This is a genomic window from Pantoea sp. Lij88 (genome assembly GCF_030062155.1).
GTDB lineage: Bacteria > Pseudomonadota > Gammaproteobacteria > Enterobacterales > Enterobacteriaceae > Pantoea.
Map to the genome: position 1 here is coordinate 2,203,534 of NZ_CP118269.1, position 23,277 is coordinate 2,226,810.

General features: G+C 55.9%; 21 protein-coding genes. 13 read left to right on the top strand and 8 right to left on the bottom strand.

Annotation, left to right across the window (positions count from 1 at the left end; genetic code table 11):
* Window positions 1–17: 17 nt before the first annotated feature.
* Window positions 18–1,328 (top strand): MFS transporter, encoded by a 1,311-nt coding sequence (locus tag PU624_RS14055; RefSeq protein ID WP_283545486.1) that lies wholly within the window; start codon window positions 18–20, stop codon window positions 1,326–1,328.
* A 212-nt stretch (window positions 1,329–1,540) separates the two neighbouring features.
* On the opposite strand, the gene umuD is transcribed toward PU624_RS14055, so the two are convergent.
* The gene (umuD, locus tag PU624_RS14060; RefSeq protein ID WP_283545487.1) at window positions 1,541–1,960 is read right to left on the bottom strand and encodes a translesion error-prone DNA polymerase V autoproteolytic subunit; all 420 of its coding nucleotides are present in this window, start codon (window positions 1,958–1,960) and stop codon (window positions 1,541–1,543) included.
* A gap of 337 nt (window positions 1,961–2,297) precedes the next feature.
* Here umuD and PU624_RS14065 point away from each other — a divergent pair, with 337 nt between their 5' ends.
* Window positions 2,298–2,549, top strand: coding sequence for a hypothetical protein (locus tag PU624_RS14065; RefSeq protein ID WP_283545488.1), 252 nt, complete (start codon window positions 2,298–2,300; stop codon window positions 2,547–2,549).
* A gap of 96 nt (window positions 2,550–2,645) precedes the next feature.
* Here PU624_RS14065 and PU624_RS14070 read toward each other — a convergent pair whose 3' ends face one another.
* Window positions 2,646–2,870 (bottom strand): hypothetical protein, encoded by a 225-nt coding sequence (locus PU624_RS14070; RefSeq protein WP_283545489.1) that lies wholly within the window; start codon window positions 2,868–2,870, stop codon window positions 2,646–2,648.
* A 550-nt stretch (window positions 2,871–3,420) separates the two neighbouring features.
* On the opposite strand from PU624_RS14070, the gene PU624_RS14075 reads away from it, so the two are divergent.
* From PU624_RS14075 to PU624_RS14085, 3 genes are all read left to right on the top strand, one after another.
* Window positions 3,421–3,666, top strand: a complete 246-nt coding sequence (locus PU624_RS14075; RefSeq protein WP_283545490.1) for a biofilm development regulator YmgB/AriR family protein — start codon at window positions 3,421–3,423, stop codon at window positions 3,664–3,666.
* Between the two features lie 288 nt (window positions 3,667–3,954).
* Window positions 3,955–4,803, top strand: coding sequence for a manganese catalase family protein (locus PU624_RS14080; protein WP_136198390.1), 849 nt, complete (start codon window positions 3,955–3,957; stop codon window positions 4,801–4,803).
* 62 nt (window positions 4,804–4,865) lie between these two features.
* A complete protein-coding gene (locus PU624_RS14085; protein ID WP_283545491.1) occupies window positions 4,866–5,729 on the top strand; it encodes a glucose 1-dehydrogenase in 864 nt (287 codons plus the stop codon).
* Here the strand turns inward: PU624_RS14085 and PU624_RS14090 are convergent.
* Window positions 5,722–6,732: an apurinic/apyrimidinic endonuclease family protein gene (locus PU624_RS14090; RefSeq protein WP_283545492.1), complete on the bottom strand. Its 1,011-nt coding sequence runs from the start codon at window positions 6,730–6,732 to the stop codon at window positions 5,722–5,724. The two genes, PU624_RS14085 and PU624_RS14090, sit on opposite strands and share 8 nt — an antisense overlap.
* 101 nt (window positions 6,733–6,833) lie before the next feature.
* Here PU624_RS14090 and PU624_RS14095 point away from each other — a divergent pair, with 101 nt between their 5' ends.
* The gene (locus PU624_RS14095; RefSeq protein WP_283545493.1) at window positions 6,834–7,199 is read left to right on the top strand and encodes an MmcQ/YjbR family DNA-binding protein; all 366 of its coding nucleotides are present in this window, start codon (window positions 6,834–6,836) and stop codon (window positions 7,197–7,199) included.
* A gap of 105 nt (window positions 7,200–7,304) precedes the next feature.
* On the opposite strand, the gene PU624_RS14100 is transcribed toward PU624_RS14095, so the two are convergent.
* Both PU624_RS14100 and zinT read right to left on the bottom strand, forming a co-directional pair.
* The gene (locus PU624_RS14100; RefSeq protein WP_283545494.1) at window positions 7,305–7,589 is read right to left on the bottom strand and encodes a helix-turn-helix domain-containing protein; all 285 of its coding nucleotides are present in this window, start codon (window positions 7,587–7,589) and stop codon (window positions 7,305–7,307) included.
* A 108-nt stretch (window positions 7,590–7,697) separates the two neighbouring features.
* Window positions 7,698–8,348 (bottom strand): metal-binding protein ZinT, encoded by a 651-nt coding sequence (gene zinT / locus PU624_RS14105; protein WP_502921570.1) that lies wholly within the window; start codon window positions 8,346–8,348, stop codon window positions 7,698–7,700.
* Between the two features lie 387 nt (window positions 8,349–8,735).
* Between zinT and katE the strand changes: the two genes are divergently transcribed.
* Window positions 8,736–11,000, top strand: coding sequence for a catalase HPII (katE, locus tag PU624_RS14110; protein WP_283545495.1), 2,265 nt, complete (start codon window positions 8,736–8,738; stop codon window positions 10,998–11,000).
* 97 nt (window positions 11,001–11,097) lie between these two features.
* On the opposite strand, the gene PU624_RS14115 is transcribed toward katE, so the two are convergent.
* Window positions 11,098–12,756, bottom strand: coding sequence for a methyl-accepting chemotaxis protein (locus tag PU624_RS14115; protein WP_283545496.1), 1,659 nt, complete (start codon window positions 12,754–12,756; stop codon window positions 11,098–11,100).
* Between the two features lie 224 nt (window positions 12,757–12,980).
* On the opposite strand from PU624_RS14115, the gene PU624_RS14120 reads away from it, so the two are divergent.
* Window positions 12,981–14,237, top strand: a complete 1,257-nt coding sequence (locus tag PU624_RS14120) for a mechanosensitive ion channel family protein (RefSeq protein WP_283545497.1) — start codon at window positions 12,981–12,983, stop codon at window positions 14,235–14,237.
* A 57-nt stretch (window positions 14,238–14,294) separates the two neighbouring features.
* On the opposite strand, the gene PU624_RS14125 is transcribed toward PU624_RS14120, so the two are convergent.
* Complete coding sequence (locus PU624_RS14125; protein ID WP_283545498.1) at window positions 14,295–14,591, bottom strand: hypothetical protein; 297 nt, start codon at window positions 14,589–14,591, stop codon at window positions 14,295–14,297.
* A 418-nt stretch (window positions 14,592–15,009) separates the two neighbouring features.
* Here PU624_RS14125 and treZ point away from each other — a divergent pair, with 418 nt between their 5' ends.
* From treZ to budC, 4 genes are all read left to right on the top strand, one after another.
* Entirely contained in the window at window positions 15,010–16,794 is a 1,785-nt protein-coding gene (treZ, locus tag PU624_RS14130; protein ID WP_283545499.1) for a malto-oligosyltrehalose trehalohydrolase, read from the top strand.
* Window positions 16,791–19,319: a malto-oligosyltrehalose synthase gene (gene treY / locus PU624_RS14135; protein WP_283545500.1), complete on the top strand. Its 2,529-nt coding sequence runs from the start codon at window positions 16,791–16,793 to the stop codon at window positions 19,317–19,319. The genes treZ and treY overlap by 4 nt, the downstream gene beginning before the upstream one ends.
* Window positions 19,320–19,374: 55 nt before the next feature.
* Complete coding sequence (gene glgX / locus PU624_RS14140) at window positions 19,375–21,450, top strand: glycogen debranching protein GlgX (RefSeq protein WP_283545501.1); 2,076 nt, start codon at window positions 19,375–19,377, stop codon at window positions 21,448–21,450.
* Between the two features lie 127 nt (window positions 21,451–21,577).
* Window positions 21,578–22,342: a meso-2,3-butanediol dehydrogenase gene (budC, locus tag PU624_RS14145; protein ID WP_283545502.1), complete on the top strand. Its 765-nt coding sequence runs from the start codon at window positions 21,578–21,580 to the stop codon at window positions 22,340–22,342.
* A gap of 118 nt (window positions 22,343–22,460) precedes the next feature.
* Here the strand turns inward: budC and PU624_RS14150 are convergent, their stop codons facing one another.
* Window positions 22,461–22,736 (bottom strand): hypothetical protein, encoded by a 276-nt coding sequence (locus tag PU624_RS14150; protein WP_283547990.1) that lies wholly within the window; start codon window positions 22,734–22,736, stop codon window positions 22,461–22,463.
* 380 nt (window positions 22,737–23,116) lie between these two features.
* On the opposite strand from PU624_RS14150, the gene PU624_RS14155 reads away from it, so the two are divergent.
* Entirely contained in the window at window positions 23,117–23,275 is a 159-nt protein-coding gene (locus tag PU624_RS14155; protein ID WP_283545503.1) for a hypothetical protein, read from the top strand.
* Window positions 23,276–23,277: the final 2 nt, after the last annotated feature.

The window sequence follows — 23,277 nt, forward strand, 5'->3', positions numbered from 1 at the left end:
TGTCTGAGGAGTAGATAATGAAAAAAATAATAAAGCGCACAAAAGTGCGTTACACCATTCTTATGTTTTTATTTATTGCTACAGTATTTAATTACGCAGATCGTGCAACCCTGTCGGTGGTTGCCCCAATAATAAGTAAAGAATTAGGCTTTGATCCGGAATCGATGGGTCTGGCCTTCTCCTCATTTGGTATTGCCTATGTCATTATGCAACTACCCGGTGGCTGGCTACTGGATCGCTACGGCTCACGACTGGTTTACGGTTGCGCATTAATTGGCTGGTCGCTGGTCACCATGTTTCAGGGAACCATTTATCTGTACGCTAGTCCCTTGTTTGTCCTCATTATTCTTCGTCTGCTGATGGGTGCGATTGAGGCCCCTGCTTTTCCAGCGAACAGTCGCTTAAGCGTACAGTGGTTTCCCAATAATGAACGTGGCTTCGTGACGTCGGTTTATCAAGCCGCGCAATATATCTCGCTGGGTATTATTACTCCGCTGATGACCATTATTCTGCATAATTTAAGCTGGCATTTTGTCTTCTATTACATTGGCGCGACTGGCGTGATCCTCGGTATATTCTGGTTAATTAAAGTCAAAGACCCCATGCATCATCCAGAAGTTAACCAGGAAGAGATTGACTATATTCGTCATGGTGGTGGAGAACCGATGCTGGGCAGTAAAAAGGATCCTCAGAAAATAACGTTCGCACAGTTCAGAACCGTCTGTATTAACCGGATGATGATCGGCGTTTACATCGGACAGTTCTGCGCCACCTCCATCACCTGGTTCTTCCTGACCTGGTTCCCGACTTATCTGTACCAGGCGAAAGGAATGTCAATTCTGAAAGTTGGCTTTGTGGCCAGTATTCCGGCCATTGCGGGTTTCACTGGCGGCCTGCTGGGTGGGGTCTTCTCTGACTGGCTGCTCAAACGCGGCTGTAGCCTGACCATGGCGCGTAAATTGCCTGTCATCTGCGGCATGTTACTCTCCTGTGTGATTATCATCGCCAACTACACCTCTTCAGAATTTGTCGTTATTGCTGCGATGAGCCTGGCTTTTTTTGCAAAAGGATTTGGTAACCTGGGCTGGTGCGTACTCAGCGACACTTCACCGAAGGACGTTCTGGGTCTGGCTGGCGGTGTATTTAACATGTGCGGCAATATGGCAAGCATCGTGACCCCTTTGGTTATCGGTGTGATTCTCGCCAATACCCAGTCGTTCGACTTCGCCATTTTATATGTCGGTTCAATGGGACTCATTGGCCTGATTTCGTATCTGTTTATCGTCGGTCCGTTAGAACGGATTACGCTGGCCGCGTCTGCAGCCTGATTGTCTTTACAGGGAACGCTTCGCCCGCTGTTCCGGCAGTGTATTGCGTCGGAACAGCGATTTTTATTGGTATGGCCTGAGATCAGATCTCCTTACTCGCGCCACATCCTGCAGATGAATAGCATCGAATCAGCCCACGCTTCTCATCACTCACATCGGTGTCTGACAGCGCCAGGCATAAAAGCAGTTCACACCGACCAGCGCGAACATGATCAGTGTGTCGCTTTAATGACAAAGGTCACCACGCCAAACACCTCCAGCGCATCTTCGGTCTGGATAGCGATCGGTTTAAATTTGTTGTTCATCGGCATCAGTTGCAGGCAGGGATGAAGCTGGAGACGTTTAACGGTGAATTCGCCATCGACGGCGGCGACCACGATGTCGCCGTGTGAGGCGGTGAGGGAGCTGTCGACCACCAGCATGTCACCATCGTTAATGCCCGCCTCAATCATCGACTCACCGCTGACCCGGACAAAATAGGTGGCGCTGGGGTGCTGAACCATCAGCGCATTGAGATCGATACGTTGCTCGACATAATCCTGCGCCGGGGAGGGAAATCCACAGGGCACACGTTCGATATAAAGCGGTAACGGCATAACGGCGCGAATGTCCGCAGGTTTAATGAATTCCATAATATCACTCCTTTTTCAAATTACTGTATATAAATACAGTAATAGCTAATCCCTCTTTTAATCAAGTCACAGAAAAGTTTTTTAAGCGAAGGGGTTGATGGTAATGCACTTTTTTTTAACCGCTTTTTTCGCATTGCCGCCAGAGTAAGCGGAAACGGGTTACTTTTGCCGCAGCACGGGAATATCCGCGTTTTTTTCTTCCAGTAGCTGACCTTATAAATTCAGCCGCTGATTATTCTGACTTAAGGAAAATCTGACAACGCCCCTCTGGCCATCGCGGAGGTTTGAATATTCAGCGCGGGCTGGTTATTCTGCTTTTTTTAAGCATGGAGGGGTTATGGCAGACGACGATCGAATCAAACATCTGGAAGAAGCCGTCGCGCAGCTGAAGGTTGAGACCACGGTATTAAAAGCGATACTCGGCCAGCAAATAGCGCTGAATAATCTCAATTACAAAGGGAAATTTGACGATGTGCTGGCGGCGCTGGCGAAAGAATATGCCGAACGGGGGCTGGAGGAAGGCAATAATCAGGCCATCCATGATGTCCTGCGTGAATATATTAAATATGAGCCGCCTGCAGTGGAATAAGCGACTTTCTGGCAGCGTCCGGTTGCCGGACATGACCGGCTCCTGAACGCTGCCACTTTCCAGACCTGCCCCGCCTCAGGCGCTGCGGGTCAGTGGTCAGGCCTGGCTGTCACTCTCCAGCGCATCCTGAATCGCATCGGCCAGATTACCAATTTCATTCGCCACAGCCTGCAGGTCCCAGGAGGTTTTTGAGCCAGTCGCCGACGTAGAGGCACTGACGGACTCCTTTGCCACTGACAGCGCAGCTGCCACAGCCACTGAACGTTTATGTTGTTCCTGCGTCACGCCCGCAGGCGGAATCGCGAAATAGTCGTGAACCATGATCATTTCCTTGTGATGAGTAAGGGCTCAACCTTAGCCTTCTGCATCAGGCGTGGGAAGTGAATTATGCGACGCAGGCTGTCAGACGGCCAGGATTGCAGCAGTACTGTTGCACTATGCGTTTTTTCTGCGCTAAAACCTGTACAGCTTTTGCAGGAATGCCCCAAAAAAAGCCGTTTTAGCGCTTTGTGGTGTCATCAGCAAAACTCTCTGCCTTTTCATCTGAAAACCCTGATTGCCCTGAAAATAACTTCAACGTCCTGTATTTAATGACTTAATCGGCAACAATCCCTTTGTACACCTTAAACATGCATTTCTGATACACCACCAACCAGTTAAATTTTGTCAAATTTCATTGTACAACTTTGCAATTCTTGTATAACTTTGTCTCGTGATGTTCAATCACTTGTAACGAAAGGTGCTTTGCACCGCATCTGAAGGTGTTGTGGATTTCCACCTTCAGATGCATTTTTTTTGCGTCAGCCGACAACCGGATCTGAATCGACGCATTCTCCCCCAATTTCTTATGAGGCCTGACATGCAAACAACGATGAATACAGAGTCTCAGATTTCTGATTACTTCATGAACTCTGGCACCGCTTTGACCACCGAAAAAGAGGTTATCGCGGCGGTCCACGCTGAACTTGCCCATTCAAAATCGCATGTCTCAGATAAAGACATTGTGCTGGGCCTGATTCACCGCCTGGAGAGCGAGCGTGACGTGGTTAAGCAGGATATTTACCGTCAGGCGCTGGAACATGTTCTGCAGCGTGCAACGGCCACCAGCGAAAGCTAAAAACCTGTGTCTGATATGACGGAACGCGAATTAGCACGGATGCTTTTCCGGTACGGAATCAGCCCCTTTTAAGGGGCTTTTTTGTTTCTGCTTCTCTGAATCACTCCTCTCTTTCTTATCTCCCGCATTGCCTGCTCTGCCGGGCCAGATATAGCTCCGGAAATCACCTCTTTTGCCGCTTATTTGACCGCAAATCCCGGTTAATTGCTCTCGTTTCGCTTTATTTATCCGATATCTGTGTCCAGGCTTTTCCTGCATCTACTGCAAACACAGACGAGGAAAATAACTATGTTTCATCATTCATCAAAACTTCAATTCCCGGTTCGTGTAGAGAAGCCCGATCCAGAGTTTGCCATGCTGTTACAGCAGGCCATCGGCGGCGTCGAAGGTGAGATTCGTGTAGCGATGCAATACTTTTTCCAGGCGATGGGCGCGCGAGGTGATGTGCGGATTCGGGATCTGCTGATCTCCACCGCCACCGAAGAGCTGAGCCATATCGAAATGCTGGGCTACGCCGTGGCGCTGAACCTTGAAGGCGCACCGCTCTCTTACCAGGAAGCGTCAGCCAAAGATCCGGTGGTTAATGCCATTCTGGGCGGCATGAACCCACGCCACATCCTCTCTTCCGGTCTGGCTGCGATGCCGGTAAACGCCAACGGCATGCCGTTCGACATGAGCCACATCTACGCCTCCGGCAACGTGGCCGCCGATATGCTGGCTAACGTCACCGCAGAAGCTACCGGTCGCGTCCTGGCTACCCGCCTCTACAACATGACCGAAGACAAAGGCATGAAGGATTTCCTCTCCTTCCTGATCGCCCGTGACACCATGCACCAGCAGCAGTGGCTGGCCGTGATCGAAGAGATGGGCGGACTGAACGCGTCGCTGCCGATCCCGAACAGCTTCCCGCAGGAACATGAAGCGCAGGAGCACTCTTACTACTGCCTGAATACCTCGCTGGATAAACCGCTGCCGGAAGGTCGCTGGAGCAGTGGCCCGGCTTACGATGGTCATGGTCAGTTCAGCGCGAAACAGCAGCCCGATATTCTGGGTGATGAACCGGTGCTCGGCAATGCCCGTCCCGGTTCCGGTGCGCAGTCAGAACAGATCGACGGCGTTACACCACCCAAACCTTAATCCCTCCCCTGTCAGGGTCCGATGCCCTGGCAGGGTTGTCTCATTTTTACGGAGGAAAAGTCATGTCATCCACTCAGCGTCCACAACCCCCTTTTGCCGCGCAGCAGCAGACGTGGCCAGGCAGCACGGCCGCGATGCAGCCCCAGCCCGATCATGGCGAAGAGAGCTATCAGGGTTCCGGCCGTCTGGCGGGTAAAAAAGCGATTATTACCGGCGGGGACTCCGGCATTGGCCGCGCCGTCGCCATTGCCTTTGCCCGGGAAGGTGCCGATGTGCTGATCTCTTATCTTGATGAGCATGAGGATGCGCAGGATACCGCCCGGCTGGTCGAGGCCGCCGGTCAGAAAGCTATTCTGGTGCCAGGCGACATCACCGATGCGTCACACTGCAACGCCCTGGTCGATAAAGCCGTCGAAGCCTTTGGTGAGATTAACATTGTGGTCAATAACGCGGCGTATCAGATGACGCGCGAGTCGCTGGATGAGATCAGCGACGACGAGTTTGATCGGACCATGAAGACCAACCTTTACGCGATGTTCTACATCACGAAAGCGGCCACGAAGCATATGCCGGCGGGCGGATCGATCATTAATACCGCCTCGATCAATGCTGACCAGCCGAAACCGAAGCTGCTCGCCTACTCCGCCACCAAGGCCGCCATCGTTAATTTCTCTGGCGGCCTGGCCGCCCTGCTGGCTGAAAAAGGCATCCGTGCCAATGCCGTCGCACCCGGCCCTATCTGGACACCCCTGATCCCGTCGACCATGCCGGTTGAACAGGTGAAGAGCTTTGGCAGTGAAGTGCCGATGCAGCGTGCCGGTCAGCCTGCTGAGCTGGCGCCCACCTATGTGATGCTGGCCAGTGATGAAGCCAGCTACATTTCCGGGGCGACCATTGCCGTCACGGGCGGCGTGGCCATTATTTAACGTTCGCCGATTCCCTGGTCTCTTCGGCCAGGGGATGACCGATCAGTTTCTGCGCAATCCCCCACTGATAGAGCGGCTCCCGCGCCAGATTCTTCATTTTTACTTCGCACATGATGTCGAAATCCTGGAACGACAGCGCCCACCCATTCAGGGTCGGATTAAAGAAGTAGTCGGAGTGCGCCCGCAGTTTGCTTTTGCTCACGCCCAGCTGCTGCTGATCGGGCCAGCCCTCCTGCGGAATAATCCCTTCCTGTGAAATCGAATAGTGCAGCACTGGCCGCACGCCGCGCCACGAATCGATGACTCTGGCAACGCGCGCGTCATCCGGCTGAATAAACTCACTCTCTTTGACCCAGTGGTGATGGATATCCAGCACCACCGGACAGAGCGGTGCCGCCTGCAGCACGTCATCCAGCGAGCAGGAGATCTCATCATTCTCCACCGTCAGCATCCGTCGCGCTTCCGGGCTGAGCTGATTAAACGATCGTTTAAAACCGTCGAATCCCGCCTTGCCGTTCATATGGATGTTGATTTTAAAATCCTGGAAGGTCTTGCCGTAGCCCATCAGACAGGCGCAGAGCGTGTGATACTCCACATCCTCCAGCGCGCGCACCACCACATCCGGATTATCGGAAGCCAGCACCGTATATTGTCCCGGATGGAAAGAGAGCCGGATCTGATTTGCCCGCGCCAGTTCGCCACAGCGGGTAAACAGCGGATAGAGCTCAGGCAGAAACTCCGCAAACAGCGGCGTGGCTTCCGGCACCGTGTAGAGTGGCAGCAGATCGCTGCCGATACGCATCATCCTGAGTGGCTCAGGTAACGTGGCCAGATGCTCAAGCGTCAGGTAGAGATTATTAAGGTTGATAACGGTAATCTCATGAACCAGCTGATGACGTTCAGCCTGCGGTAAACTCAGAAATCGTTTACGGGTGGTCGCGCGAAACGGGAAAAACTGTTTGCCGTCGCTATTGAGATACTTACATGCAAAGCCTAATTTCATGTCTGCTCCTGGTTTATGCTTATCAGAAGTGTAACAGGCCTCTGGCGACCAGCCAGTCGCGGGCCTGAGAGATCCGATTAATCATGACAGGGAGAATCACTATGCAGGGTCACGCGATCCAGCGCATCGCTATCGACGCGGCTGAACGGCTGCCCGCCGCGGAATCCGGCTATCCGTTCGGGCCGGAACATCAGGTTTTTAAAGTGTGTGGAAAAGTGTTTTTACTGCTGACTGAGCTGCGGGGCGTGCCGATTATCACGCTGAAGTGCGAACCGCAGCAGGCGGAGTTGCACCGGGTGATCTATCCCTCGATCACCGCGGGTTATCATATGAATAAGCGTCACTGGATCACGGTGCATCCCGGCGACGGCCTCTCGCCCGGCCTGATTCAGCAGCTGGTTGAGGAGTCATATCAGCGGGTGGTGCGCGGCATCCCCGCCTCACGCCGCCCGGTGTGGGTGGGATGAAGGCGGTGGATGGAATAGGTGTTATCCCGCGCCGGAGAGAAGATGCGTTTGATGGCAGGAATAATAAATAGCAGGAGCAGAATCACCCCTGCCATCATGTGTCAGTCAGAGGAAGATCTGAGGATTTTCAACGCCACAGACGCGGGCATAACGGGCGAGTGTTTCAATGGTGGCTTTATCTGCGCGACGCTCGGTACGTGACACTGCAGACGGACTGACACCGAGGGCCTCCGCGACCTGAGCGCTGGTCATTCCCGCGCTTTCCCGCCATCTGGCTAACTGCTCGCGCAGATGCTCAGCCCGAACTTCTGCCTCGTAATGTTCGCGAACAACCGGATCAGATAAAATTTCTTTGCGGGCCGTCGTCCACGCAACTGATTTCTTACTCATCGTTTAACATCTCCTCTAAACGGTGCGCCCGGCTATCCCACCGGATGAGCTGAGCATAACCGCTATGTACCCGCCCTCACCAGCACGTCATCAGCCCCGCCCCGGCACTCAGTGGTGCAGCATCTCCTCCACGACGTCTGAGTTCGTCATCTGGTAAGGGTAATAGGTCGGCCAGTTGTCCATTTCAGCCAGCAGCGCCTGCTGAGACTGGTTGCCCATAAAGATATGGAAGTGGGCGGACTTACGTGGCCCGATGGTATGATCGCTGAACTGCACATATTTCGGGGCGTTGCTGCTGGCGTCCTGACACTCAAACAGATAGCGCACCCCTTTTTTACCCGAGGTATAGGTCAGGATCTTGTGGCCGGCATAACGATACTGGCAGGCACTGACCCGATCGCCGACATGGAACTCCATCACCCCATTTTCGATACCGATGGTATCGACGTCGGTGGCGTAGCCTTTACGATAATAAGCTTTAACCTGCTCTGCCGTTTTACGCTTATCCTGCTGCGCTTTCTTCTGCCAGACCGGATCCAGCTCGCCGCTTTGCAGCAGCGGATAGACCGACTGCCACAGTCCGTCCCAGTCAGAGAGCGGACGGTCTTTCACGTCGCTGTCAGCAAAGACGCCTTCTGCTGCTTTCTGCTCCATCGCTGACAGCGGTTTACCGTGTGTATGCGTGCCGTGCGCCAGCGACGACTGGCTGATTAACAGCGCGCCCAGCATCCCAATCCATTTACCTGCGTGATTCGTCAAAGCCTGATCCTCAGTTAAAGATACAAAGCGAAATGTTATGATATAACATTTCACACTTCAACCTGAGATGTCATCTGTCGATATTAATTTTATTTATTGATTATCACCCTCTTCCGGAACGTCCCTCGCGCCTGCGGCGGGCAAATCTGACGGGAGAGTAAAGCGGGTTGCCAGCATAGCGGGCGCGGGCTGACGCACCGCTAAGCCAGACGGCACAAGGCCTGGATAAGCGAAGCGATAACGGACATTCAGCGATAAGTCTGGTTTTTATGCCGGACAAAAAAGGCGCAGTCACTGCGGTTAAATAGCCGGTTTACCCTCAGCATTGTTCAGGTTGTTCTATATTTAGTGTCGTCGAAAGTAAAATAACAGCTGGAGCATGGATTAATGTCGAAAGAAACAGAGAAGAAACCCCTGAGTGAACGCGCGCCCACCACCGGTCCGGAATCATCAGAGCCGGGTCTGGGATCGCTGGCACCGAAAGATGGTTCGCATCAGCCCCCAGCCGAACCAACACCGCCAGGCAAACAGCCTACCGCGCCGGGCAGCCTGAAAGCGCCTCAGACGCACAACGCCAAACTTGACCAGCTTGAAGCCAGCCGCAAAAACGGCACCGGCAGTGCCCTCACCACCAACCAGGGCACACGCATCGCCAACGATCAGAACTCACTGCGTGCCGGTACGCGTGGTCCGACGCTGCTGGAAGACTTTATTCTGCGTGAGAAGATTACGCACTTTGACCATGAGCGTATCCCGGAGCGTATCGTGCACGCCCGTGGCTCCGCCGCCCACGGCTATTTCCAGCCTTACCGCTCCCTGAAAGATCTGACCAAAGCACAGTTCCTGAGCGATCCGGAGCAGACCACCCCGGTGTTCGTGCGTTTCTCCACGGTTCAGGGCGGAGCGGGCTCTGCAGATACCGTGCGTGATATCCGCGGTTTTGCCGCCAAGTTCTACACCGAAGAGGGTGTGTTTGACCTGGTCGGCAACAATACGCCGGTGTTCTTTATTCAGGATGCGCATAAATTCCCTGACTTTGTGCATGCCGTTAAGCCTGAGCCGCACAACGAAATCCCGCAGGGCCAGAGCGCCCATGACACCTTCTGGGATTATGTCTCTCTGCAGCCGGAAACCATGCATAACGTCATCTGGGCGATGTCTGACCGCGGCATTCCGCGCAGCTACCGCACCATGGAAGGGTTTGGTATTCACACCTTCCGCCTGATTAACGCCGAAGGCAAAGCGACCTTTGTCCGTTTCCACTGGAAGCCCGTCGCCGGGAAAGCCTCGCTGCTGTGGGATGAGTCGCAGAAACTGACCGGTCGCGATCCCGATTTCCATCGCCGCGATCTGTGGGAAGCGATTGAAGCCGGTGATTTCCCGGAATATGAACTGGGCCTGCAGCTGATCCCGGAAGAGGACGAGTTCAAATTCGACTTCGATATTCTGGATGCCACCAAGCTGATCCCGGAAGCGCTGGTGCCGGTAGAAATTGTCGGCAAGATGGTGCTGAACCGTAATCCGGACAACTTCTTTGCCGAAACCGAGCAGGTGGCGTTCCACCCGGGTCATATCGTGCCGGGCCTCGATTTCTCCAACGATCCGCTGCTGCAGGGACGTCTGTTCTCCTATACCGACACGCAGATCAGTCGTCTGGGCGGACCGAACTTCCATGAGATCCCAATCAACCGTCCGACCTGCCCGTACCATAACTTCCAGCGTCAGGGCATGCACCGTCAGGATATCGATACCAACCCGGCGAACTATGAGCCGAACTCGATCAACGACAACTGGCCGCGTGAAACCCCGCCGGCGGCCAAAGGCGGCGGCTTCGAGAGCTATCAGGAGCGTGTTGAAGGCCACAAAGTGCGCGAGCGCAGCCCGTCATTCGGTGAATATTATTCCCAGCCGCGCCTGTTCTGGAACAGCCAGACCGAGGTCGAGCAGCAGCACATCATTGGTGCCTACTCGTTTGAACTGAGTAAAGTGGGCCGTACTTACATCCGTGAGCGCGTGGTGGATCATCTGGCACGCATCGATACCAAACTGGCGCAGGGCGTGGCGGATAACCTGGGACTCGCGCTGACCGATGAGCAGCTCAACATCCAGCCACCTGCTGCGGTGAACGGCCTGACTAAAGATGACAGTCTGAGCCTCTACGCGATTCCGGATGGTGAGATCAAAGGCCGTCAGGTCGCGCTGCTGCTGAGCGATGGCGTGAAGGCGGCGGATGTACTGGCGATTCTGCAGGCGCTGAAAGCGGAAGGCGTGCACGCCAAACTGCTGGCACCGCACATGGGCCAGGTGCGCGCGGATGACGGTTCGGTACTGCCGGTTGATGCCACTTTCGCCGGTCTGCCTTCACTGACCTTTGATGCGGTGATGGTACCGAATGGCAATATCGATGCCCTGCTGTTAAGTGGCGATGCCCGCTACTTCCTGCTGGAAGCCTACAAGCACCTCAAGGTGATTGGTCTGGTGGGCGATGCGCGTCGCTTTAAAGCGCAGTTCGGTCTGGAAGATGCCGATCAGGAAGAAGGTATTGTGCAGGGCGACTCGGCGGAGAGCGCACTGATGTCTGAGTTTACTCAGGCGATGAAAGCGCACCGCGTCTGGTCCCGTAGCCAGAAAGCACAGTCCGTTCCGGCCTGATGCGTTGAGTAAATAAAAAACCGCCCCTGGGGGCGGTTTTTTTATGCCGGAAAGCGGCGCACTGTCGCGTGCGGGGTGATCCGTCAGACCTCCGTTATCAGAAGGTCTGCCAGTTCTCATTGTCCGTCACGGCCACAGGCTGACGTTTTGGCACGGCGATCGCCTTCGCAACCGGTGCGGCGGAGAAGGCCGTATGCAGACTGCCGGTTTTGAATACCGATACCGTTTTACGCAGGTAGCTCGCCTGCTCTTCCAGTGAAGCGGCGGCACTCGCCGACTCCTCCACCAGCGCGGCGTTCTGCTGCGTCACGCCATCCATCTCAGAAACCGCAATGCAGACCTGCTCAATGCCACGGGTCTGTTCGGTTGAGGAGGCGGCGATCTCTTCGATCAGCTGCGTCACACGGCTCACCGACTTCACGATGCTCTCCATGGCGATGCCCGCCTGAGAAGCGTGACCGGCACCGGTTTTGATGCGCTCGGCTGAGCGGTCGATCAGTCCACGGATCTCCTGCGCGGCGCTGGCGCTGCGTCCGGCCAGCGAGCGCACTTCACCCGCGACCACTGCAAATCCACGACCCTGCTCACCGGCACGTGCGGCTTCAACGGCGGCGTTCAGCGCCAGGATATTGGTCTGGAAGGCGATGCTGTCGATAATGGCGATAATACCGGCGATCTGATTCGAGCTTTCGCTGATCTGATCCATGTTGGCGATAACCCGGGCAACCGTTTCGCCGCCCTGCTGAGCTGTGGCTGATGCCTCTTTCGAGACCGAAGTCGCCTGCTGCGCATTGTCTGCATTAAGTTTCACCGTCGAGGTGAGCTGCTCCATGCTGGCGGCGGTCTGTTCCAGCGCGGCAGCCTGCTGCTCGGTGCGGGAAGAGAGATCGGTGCTGCCAGCGGAAATTTCCGCGGCGCCGGTAAAGATAGAGCGGGTCGCGTCATCGACTGAGGTAATCGTCACCACCAGCGCATCGCGCATCTGCTGCAGTTCCTGAATCAGCAGGCCCATCTCATTTCGGCCCTCGTGCTGAATATCAGAGGTTAAATCGCCCGCCGAAATGGCGCGCATATAACCGGTCAGTCGGCCCAGCGGGTTAATCAGCAGCTTCTGCAGTCCCATCCAGACCGCCACGCCAATCACAGCCGTAATCAGGCCGATTGTCAGCAACGCCCAGAGCGCATCCGTCAGGCTGCGCTGGTTATGTTCAGAGGTATCTTTCATCAGCTGCATGTTGACCGCACGCCAGGCTTCATAGGCCGAGTCGAGCTGATCCTGTGCCGCCTGCGCTTCAAGGTTGCCGTAGGCCGCATAGTTACCCTGCTTCAGAAAGGTAATGGAGGACAGCATGGTGTCACGCATCTGCTGATAGGCAGTCTGAAATTGCGTCGCCTGGGCTTCGCCCTGCCCCTCTTTGCGCGGCATCGCCTGCCACGCTTTAAAGTCGGCATCGGCTTTGTCCGCAGACTGACCCGCCTGCTCCAGCAGCGTGGCGATGGCCGCCAGTGATTTAGGATCCTGCTGGTTTTTCAGGAAACGGATCGCCACACGGTTGATCGTCACGCGGGTTTTGATCAGGGTTTTCACCGCATCGCTCAGGTGCTGCTGCTGCAGTGTCAGCTGTTCGGCTGCCACGAAGTTTTTATCGGCTTTTGAAACGCCGTTGTAGAACAGAAATCCGGTCAGTGTCAGTAACGTAATAAAGACGGTAAGCACCGCCAGAATACCGTGGGTTATTTTAAGATTTTTAAGCATGTCCAGAGGCTCATATCAGAAGAGATAGAGTGTTTATCGGCCAGCTTAAGATTTATCTGAGTGTGGTAGCAAAGAAGTTAAAAAATCGCAACCCGCCGGGTGCAGCCTGCGCGCCCTTAAACGGCAGAAAAATAATAACGGCTTCGCCTGAACGCATTCGGCGCTTAACAACCGACCCCGTGCTGTGGTTGAATTCGCCCCTTACTTTTTCGCTCGTGGTTAACATGCATTACATTCAGAGTCTGATGAGTTTTATTGAGGGAAACCGGGTGCTGTCGATCAGCTTCAGCCTGTTGCTGCTGATCGTGGCCGGGATGGTCACTCACCTGATCTGCAAATTCTTTATCGTCAAAGTGATCAGGAAGGTCTTTTTCAGCAGCCACAAAAAAGGCGTTCCGCTGGATAAGGACATCCGCCTCTCTCAGAAGCTGTCAAATTTTGTGCCGGTGATTGTGGTCTACAACTTCCTGCAATTTATGCCGGGCCTGCCTGAAAATCTTAAAGTCGCGATTCAGACCATCTGCGGCATCCTGTTTTTTGTCTATCTGTCGATCTTCTTCAACGAAGTGCTGGAGATTGTTAACAACTCCTATACGCGCAAATCCAAACGCAAGAATCACTCGATCAAGGGCTATATCCAGATTGGCAAAATCCTGGTGCATATCATCGCCGCGATCATGATTCTGGCGATTATGTCCAACAAATCACCCGCGATCATCATCTCTTCGCTGGGTGCGGTCGCCGCGGTGCTGATGCTGATCTTCCAGCATACGCTGCTGTCGCTGGTGGCGAACATTCAGCTCTCCTCCAACGATGTCCTGCAGCTGGGCGACTGGATTGAGATGCCGGACAGAAACATCAGCGGCGAGGTGATCGATATTGCGCTGCATACCATCACCATCCGCAACTGGGACAACACCATTTCGCGCATTCCGACCAAGAACTTCCTGACCGAGACCTACACAAACTGGCAGGCGATGTTCTCGTCGGGCGCGCGCCGCATCATGCGCAGCTTTTATCTGGATCAGAAGTCGATCACCTTTGTGAATCAGGAGATGCTGCAGTCGATGAGCCAGATCCGCCTGGCGGGCGAAACGATCACCGAGCTGCTGGATGGACGTGATATCAGTGCCGTCGGCGAACGCTGGTTTATGGAGAACGGCATCACCAATCTGATGGTGTTCCGTAAATTCCTGAGTGCCTGGCTGGCCCAGCGCGATGACATTATGAAGGAGATGTATATCGTGGTGCGGCCGCTGAAGCCGTCGCCGGATGGGTTGCCGGTGGAGATCTACTGCTTTACCTCATCGATTTTCTGGGCCGATTATGAAAATACTCAGGCGGCGATTTTTGAGTATATCTATGCGATGGCCCGCCTCTTTGAGCTGCAGATCTATCAGCATCCGGCAGGTTCCGATTTCGCCCGGCTGGCTCAGCCGCGGCCCGACAGCCGGGATACACAGCAGAACGGCGTGCAGTAACCGGTGACGGCGGTGGCGATCGCCTGCCCCCGCCGCGATGAAGCGTTGCTCAGCGAATTAGCTCTTGCTCAGCGCATAGTTCAGCACTTTGTCATTTTTCATCTGCACGGTCAGCGTCTGCCCCTCGGTAGTGTTCAGGGTGCGCGCCTCGCTGTAAGTCCACTTCAGCAGCCGCTGCCCGTCCGGGTAAGGCGTTTCACTGTCCGGCTGACCAAACAGCGCGATCAGCTGAGCTTTGGTGGTCTGACCGGTGTGAATGTGCTGCAGATTACTGTTGTCCAGCCGGTGCCCGACCTGATTAGAACAGGCGGCGAGCAGCAACAGCAGCGCAGCTAACAGAACGCGTTTCGTCACGTAACATCCTATTGAAGTATTCAGCGCCGCAGGTCATTGAGCGCAATCGCGCTTAAGCTTATAGCGAATCCCTGCCATCCGGCAGGCTTTTCTGCGCCTGCACCTCTTCCTTTCCCCCGTCAGAGTATGTTTCACGGCAATTAACGCAAATTAATGCCGCCAGAAGCCCCGCCGCCCTGCGATTGCAACATCTTAGTCTATGATTACTCTCTGTATGCCGCGTGGAAGCGGTCTCACGCCTTCCTCCCCGCCGCATCACGCTGAATATCAGTCCAGCTTCCTGGCTGAAGAGACGCGCCAGCCCACCTGGCATCCTGGTCTCGCTGCAAGGTTTTTGATTTTTGACGCTTGCGTCATCGACATCCTTTTCGCGCGGTGGCGAGCCATCGCGTATTTCCAGGCTAAATGAGGCAACTGAATGGAATCCAAATCTTTTTTTAAAAGTTGGGGCGCTGAACGGGTTGCCAGTGATGAGGTGCGTTTCCGCCTCTGGGCGACCGGTCAGCAACGCGTGACGCTGCGTCTCTCCGGCAAAGACATTGAAATGACCCCGCAGGCAGATGGCTGGTTTGAAACCCAGGTCACCGGTGTGGCGGCCAATGCCGAATATGATTTTGTGCTGGCGGATGGCACGGCCGTGCCCGATCCCGCCGCCCGTGCCCAGAAAGCCGAGGTTAACGGCCCGTCGCTGGTGATCGATCCTGAGGCGTATCAGTGGCAGAACACAGACTGGAAGGGTCGTCCGTGGCAGGAGTCGGTGGTGTATGAACTGCACATCGGCACCTTCACGCCTGAAGGCACCTTCCGGGCGGCGATTGAAAAGCTGCCGATGCTGGCCGAAACCGGCATCACCATGATTGAAGTGCTGCCGGTGTCGCAGTTTGGCGGCAATCGCGGCTGGGGCTACGATGGCGTACTGCTCTATGCGCCGCATGCGGCCTACGGTACGCCCGATGATTTCAAAGCCTTTATCGATGCGGCACACGGCCACGGTCTGTCGGTGGTGCTGGATATTGTGCTGAACCACTTCGGCCCGGAGGGCAACTATCTGCCGCTGCTCGCGCCAGACTTCTTCCACAAAGAGCGCCAGACGCCGTGGGGCGCGGGTATCGCCTATGACGTTGATGCAGTGCGCCGCTACATCGTGGAAGCGCCACTCTACTGGCTGCAGGAGTTTAATCTGGATGGCCTGCGCTTTGATGCCATCGATCAGATTGATGACCCAAGCGAAAAGCATGTGCTGACTGAGATTGCTGAGCGCATCCGCGCCACCATTACCGATCGCCCGGTTCATCTGACTACCGAAGATTGCCGTAACGTCACCTTCCTGCATCCGCGTGACGAAAACGGGGACGCCCCGCTGTTTACCGGCGAATGGAACGATGACTTCCACAACGCCGTGCATGTGCTGGCAACCGGTGAAACCCACGCCTATTACCAGGATTTCGCCGATCAGCCGGAACAGCGGGTAGCACGCGCGCTGGCAGAAGGCTTTGTCTATCAGGGCGAAGTGTCGCCGCAGTCGGGCGAGCCACGCGGCGTGAAAAGCAGCAGCCAGCCGCCGGTCGCCTTTGTCGACTTTATCCAGAACCATGACCAGACGGGCAACCGTGCGCAGGGCGAAAGGCTGGTCTCGCTGGCTGGCGCAGAGCGGACGCAGGTGCTGCTGGCCATGCTGCTGGTCTCACCGCACATCCCGCTGCTGTTTATGGGCGAAGAGTATGGCGAAACCCGGCCGTTCCTGTTCTTCACCGATTTCCACGGCGATCTGGCCAAAGCGGTGCGTGAAGGTCGCGCCCGTGAGTTTGAAGGCCATGCCGGTCACGGCGAAACGGTGCCGGATCCCAACGATGTCACCACGTTTGAACAGTCGAAACTCAACTGGCCGCGCACAGAAACGCCGGAAGGTCAGCAGTGGCTGGCGCTGACGCGTCATCTGCTGGCACTGCGTCAGGAACATATCGTGCCGCTGCTGCACACTGCCGGGGGAGATGCCGGCCAGATAGTGAAAACGGCAGAAGGTTTCCTGGCGGTGCGCTGGGACTTCCCGCAGGGCACGCTGTCACTGGCGCTGAACGTTGGCGACAGCACGCAGCCGATCCCCGATTTGCCGGGCGAGACCCTGTTTTCCTGGCCGCAGACCGCAACCGAACTGATTCCCAACGCTATCGTGGTGCGTCTGGCTAAGAGAGAAGCAGAATGAATATTCCTACCGCAACGTACCGCATCCAGTTCCGTAACGGCATGACCTTTGACCGTGCGGCGGCGCTGGTGCCCTATCTGAAACAACTGGGTATCAGCCATCTTTACGCCTCGCCGATCTTCAGTGCGACCGCGGAGTCGACCCACGGCTATGACGTCACCGACGTTAACCAGATCGAGCCGTCGATTGGCGGCCGTGAAGGCTTTGACCGCATGGCTGCCGCGCTGAAAGCGGCCGGGCTGGGGCTGATCCTCGACATCGTGCCGAACCATATGGCCGCGTCGCTGGAGAACCCGTGGTGGCGCGACGTCATTGAGCATGGCGAACAGAGTCGCTATGCCCGTTATTTCGATATCGACTGGTCACGCCGCCTGACGCTACCGTTCCTCGGTGACACCTTTGAGGCGGTGCTGGCAAACGGTGAAATCAGCGTGAAGCGCGATCCGCAGACCGCTAAACCGGCGCTGGCCTACTTCGACAATTTCTATCCGCTGAAACCGGAGACCTGGCAGGATCGGGAAGAGGCGGTGCTCGCCCTGCGCGATGCCGCACAGATTGCCGAGCTGCATGATCAGCAGCCGTGGCGACTGATGTCCTGGCGCGATGCACCCAATGACCTCTCCTACCGCCGCTTCTTCGAAGTAACCGGTCTGGTGGGCGTGCGCGTGGAAGACAAGGCCGTCTTTGATGCCGCGCATCAGCTGATCCTTGAGCTGGTCCACAGCGGCGCGGTTCAGGGATTGCGCGTCGACCACGTGGATGGCCTGGCCGATCCGCGCGGCTATCTGGAGCAGTTACGCCAGGCCGCCGGTCCCGACTGCTATCTCACCGTGGAAAAAATCCTCGGCGACAATGAACAGCTGCCTGATGAGTGGCCGGTTTCCGGCACCACCGGTTATGAGTTTATGGCCGCGCTTGCCAATCTTCTGGTCGACAGCGATCGCCTGAGCGGACTGCGCAAGGCCTATCAGGCCGTCATCGGCAAAACCGTCAACATGAAAGCAGAGCTGCGTGCCGCCAAGCTGTTGATGGCGAACCGCAACTTCGCCGGTGAATTTAACCGGTTACAGCAGCTGGCACTGAAGATTGCCGAAGCCGAAGGCGCACCTCAGCCGGAAGCGGAACTGAAAAATGCGCTGCGTGAGCTATTGGTGGCCTTCCCGGTTTACCGCACCTACGGCACACCGCAGGGCCTGACGCCTGCCGACACCGCGTTGCTGCAACAGGTCGTCAGCGAGGTCAAAGCCAGCGACTCTGCACCGGATACCCAGGCGCTCGACTTCCTGACGCGTATTCTGCGTGCTGACGTTGCCGACGCTGCCCGCGACGATGCGACACAGTTCCGCACCCGCTTCCAGCAGCTGACCGGCCCGCTGATGGCGAAATCGGTCGAGGACACCCTCTTCTTCCGTCAGCACATGGCGCTGGCGCTGAATGAAGTCGGCGCTGAACCGCTGGCGCGTCACTTCTCGCTGGATCAGTTCCATGCGGAGATGCAGGCGCGGCGCGAACATCAGCCCGATGCGCTATCCGGCACTTCAACGCACGACACCAAGCGCGGGGAAGATGCCCGTGCGCGTCTCTATACGCTGACCGAAGCGCCACAGCGCTGGGCGGAGTGCGTCAGCCGCTGGCGGGAGATGAACAAAGATCATGTCGTTCGCCTGAAAGATGGTCCGGCACCGGAGCCGGCCGTCGAGTGGATGCTGTATGAAGCGCTGGCAGGCGTCTGGCCGACGACTCTGCAGCCGCAGGATGCCGAGGGTCTGGCGGCGCTGGAAGCCCGCTTTGTGGTTTATGTCGAGAAGGCGCTGCGTGAAGCCAAACTGCGCACCGACTGGGCCGACAACAACGACGCCTACGAAGAGGCGGTGCTGGGTTATGCCCGTCATCTGCTCGCGCCCGCGAATAGCGCCTTCCTCAATGATTTCTGCCAGTCACTGCAGCCCTTTATGCGTGCCGGACTGGTCAACAGTCTGACCCAGACCGTGGTGAAACTTACCGCGCCTGGCGTACCCGATATTTATCAGGGCAGCGAGGCGCTGGACTTCAGCCTGGTCGATCCCGATAACCGCCGCGAGCCTGATTTCGACGCGCTGGCGGCAATGCTTAACGCGCCACAGCAGGACGGCAGCGAGGCGCACTGGCTGCGTGGTCAGGTCAATCAGCAGGCGATTGTGAAGCTGCTGGCGCTGCGTCAGCAGCAGCCCGCGCTGTTCCGCCACGGTGACTATCTGGCGCTGTCGGCTGAGGGTGAACAGCAGGATAAGGTACTCGCCTTTGCCCGCACCCATCAGGATCAGGCGGTGATCGTGATTGTGTCACGCCGTGTCTTTAACTCGCTGCCCGAGAATCTCGATCAGCCACCTGCGGCACGCTGGGCTGATACGGTCATCGCCCTGCCTGCCTCGCTGAGTCAGCGCAAGTATCAGGATGTGCTGAGCGGTCAGACTATCGCCGCAGACGACCAGCTGCCGCTTACCGCGCTGGCATCGCAGTGGTGCGCCGTGCTGGTGGCACAGTGACATCCGAATGAATTTTTTTTACGCGTCAATCTGTTCATTGAATAACGAGGCATAAATGTCAAACAGTCAGCGTTTTGAAATTACGGCGGGTTACAGCCATTTGCTGGGGGCCAACTTTGATGGCCAGGGCGTGAACTTCGCCCTGTTCAGCGCCCACGCCGAGCGGGTTGAACTCTGTCTGTACGATCCCAGCGGTAAAACGGAAATTGCCCGTCTGGAGCTGCCGGAATATACCCATGAAGTGTGGCACGGCTACATTCCGGGCCTGAAACCTGGCGCACTCTATGGCTATCGCGTCTATGGCCCTTACGACCCGGAAAATGGTCATCGCTTTAACCCGAACAAGTTGCTGCTCGACCCGTACGCCCGGGAACTGGCGGGCGACATCGCCTGGAACGAGGCGCACTTCGCGTACGATCTCTATCACGATGATAAAGATCTGACGTTCGACACCCGCGACAGCGCGCCGTTTACGCCAAAGTGCCGGGTGATCGACCCGAATGAATTCGACTGGCAGGATAAAAACCGCCCGAATGTGCCGTGGCCGAAAACCGTCATCTATGAAACCCACGTGAAAGGCTTTACGCAGCTCAACACGGCGCTGCCGCCGGAGTTGCGCGGCACCTTTGACGGGATGGGACACAAAGCGACCGTTGACTACATCAAAAGTCTGGGCATTACCTCGGTTGAACTGCTGCCGGTGCACTGGTTCCCGGACGATCAGCACCTGCTCGATAAGGGGCTGAAAAACTTCTGGGGCTACAACACGCTGGGCTTCTTTGCGCCCGCTACCCGCTACTTCGGGCCGCGCGGCATTCAGGGCTTCCGTGACATGGTGCGCGCTTTCCATGATGCCGGTATCGAGGTGATCCTCGACGTAGTCTACAACCACACTGCCGAGGGCAATGAGCTGGGGCCGACGCTGTCGTTTAAGGGCATCGATAACTTCTCCTATTACCGCACGATGCCAGACCAGCATCGTTACTACATCAACGATACCGGCACCGGTAACACCGTGAATACCTCGCATCCGCGCGTACTGCAGATGGTGCTTGATTCGCTGCGTTACTGGTCGGAGTCGATGCATATCGACGGTTTCCGCTTCGACCTCGGCACCATTCTCGGTCGTGAACCCGATGGTTTCGACCCGCGCGGCGGCTTCTTCGATGCCGTGATGCAGGACCCGATCCTGTCGCAGAAAAAGCTGATTGGCGAACCCTGGGATATCGGTCCGGGCGGCTATCAGGTCGGCAGCTTCCCGCCAGGCTGGGCGGAATGGAACGATCAGTACCGCGATACGGTGCGTGACTACTGGAAAGGCAACAACGTCTCCACCGACTTTGCCGCCCGCCTGCTGGGGTCCGGCGACCTCTACGATCAGCACGGGCGTCGTCCGTGGGCCAGCGTCAACTTTATTACCGCGCACGATGGCTTCACCCTCAACGATCTGGTGTCGTACAACGACAAACATAACGCGGACAACGGCGAAGATAACAACGACGGTCACAACGATAACCGCTCGTACAACTATGGCGTCGAAGGCCCGACCGATGACGAAGGCATCAACGCGGTGCGCGAGCGTCAGAAGCGCAACTTCCTCGCCACGCTGATCTTCTCCCACGGCACGCCGATGCTGCTGGCAGGCGATGAGTTTGGCCGCAGCCAGATGGGTAACAACAACGGCTACTGCCAGGACAGCGAAATCTCCTGGGTGCACTGGGATAATCTGCCGGAATCCGCTGAGGCGCTGCGCGAGTTCACCCGCCAGATCCTGACACTGCGTGCGCAGCAGCCGTTGCTGCGCCGTGAAAACTGGCGCGACGGCATGGATATCAAATGGTTTAACGCCGGTGGCGGCTTCCAGCAGGCTGAGCAGTGGGATGAAGGCTCAACGCTGGGCGTCTATATCGGCCGGCCGGATCTGCAGACCGAGGAAGGCATCTGGCATGACGTACTGATGCTGCTTAACCCGTTTGAAGGCAATGTGCCATTCCGCATTCCACAGTTCGGCGAAGGTGGCTGGGTGCTGGAGCTGACCACCAGCGATGTGGCGAAACGCGGTCTGGTGATCACCAAAGAGAAGGATTTCGAACTGGAAGGACGCAGCTTCGCCCTGTTCAGACGTCCCTAGTCACTAAACCCGGTTAAAAAGCCGTCACCTGGCGCAGCGCATTTCGCGCTGCGCTTGTGTTTCTGGCCATGGCTGCCAGGCTTAACCGGTTGTTAACAGTGAGAATTGATGCTGATAAGGAGGCATAATGTCCAGATTTACGCAGAAAGTTGTGGTTGTGACAGGCGCCGGGTCCGGCATTGGCGAAGCCAGCGCAAAGCGCTTCGCTGAAGAAGGGGCATCAGTCGTCCTGGTGGGACGTACCGCGCAGAAACTGGAAGAGACGCTGGCCGGCATGACGCCGGGCGATCACCTGGTAGCCGCGTGCGACGTCTCAGAAGCCGGACAGGTTAAGCAGCTGTCCGAAACCGTACTAAACAAGTATGGTCGCGTTGACGTGCTGGTGAATAACGCGGGCGTCATCGTACAGGGCCGCGTCCATGAAGTCGGACTCGACGCCTGGAAAACCCTGATGAAAACTGACCTTGATGGCGTTTTCCACGGCGTACACTACTTCATGCCTGCTCTGTTAAAGAGCAAAGGTAACGTGGTCAACATCTCTTCCGTTTCCGGCTTAGGCGGCGACTGGGGCATGAGCATCTACAACGCCGCTAAAGGGGCGATCACCAACTTCACCCGTGCGCTGGCGATGGACTACGGCGCCGATGGCGTGCGGGTTAATGCGGTCTGCCCGGGCTTTACCCTCACCGATCTGACCGAAGATGCCAGTCAGGATCAGGAGCTGATGGAACGCTTTTACGATCGTATTCCGCTGCGCCGTGCCGGTGAAGCAGATGATATCGCCCGAGCCATTCTGTTTATTGCCAGTGAGGAAGCCAGTTATATTACCGGCGTCAATCTGCCGGTCGATGGCGGCATTACCGCCTCTAATGGCCAGCCTAAACAGGCATAATGATCAGGGCAGCGTCTTTACGCTGCCTTTTTTTATTCTGAACGCCCCGCCCGGTTAATTCGCTTTATTCTCTTTTTTATGCGGCACTATTTTGCCAGCGAATCAGCCTGCCAGTGAATTAATGTTTTGGCGTATGACGGGTTGGCGTTGCTGCGCGCGCCGGTTTAATTGCCGTGCTATTACTGGTCGGGCAAATAAACGTGCTCAGACAGGCATTACAGAGTATGGCATTAGCGTGATGGACTTTCGCCACCGCCAGCGCCTGCTGCCGGGTATAAAGCGAACCAATAAAGACGCGTTTGTCGTTCTTTGACAGATTAACGCAACCTTCTTTGTGTAAAATCCATCCACCCATGGGACGCGGGCACAGATAATAATAGCTGGCTTTGAGCATGGTAGTCATCCTGATAGTTGCTGTATGTATCGTAAAAAACGAACCAAAATTCGTAAGAGGTTTTTTTTGTAATCTGAAGCGTTATTAAACTAACTGAGAATTTACCCTAAAACCACTTTATTGCGTAACTCAAACTGACTTTGAGAATATGCCCTTTTTTGCCGCTGACGTCGCTTCAGGCATTCGGCCCGCTGAAACCCATCCACCCGTTTGGCAGCCTCGCTTGTATTTACGCGTCTAATGCATCAATAAAACAGCATTAATCGCTATAAGCCATTAAAAACAGCAGGTTAAACATTTAAATGCCACATCATAAAGGCAAGTACCCTCCGTTATGATTAGAGTCACAACTAACAACGTTAGCCTCCACAGGGGTAAGTATGAGTATTGATAAACTGAGACTGAAAAAGAGTGAAAGCGGCTTGCCGCGCGCCTTTAAGCGAAGCGCCGGGATGCCCGGCGTCAGGGATTTATCAATACCGCCGTGTGCACAGGATAGGAATGGGCTTGAAAAAGTAAAACGATCGGTTTACTTTTGAAT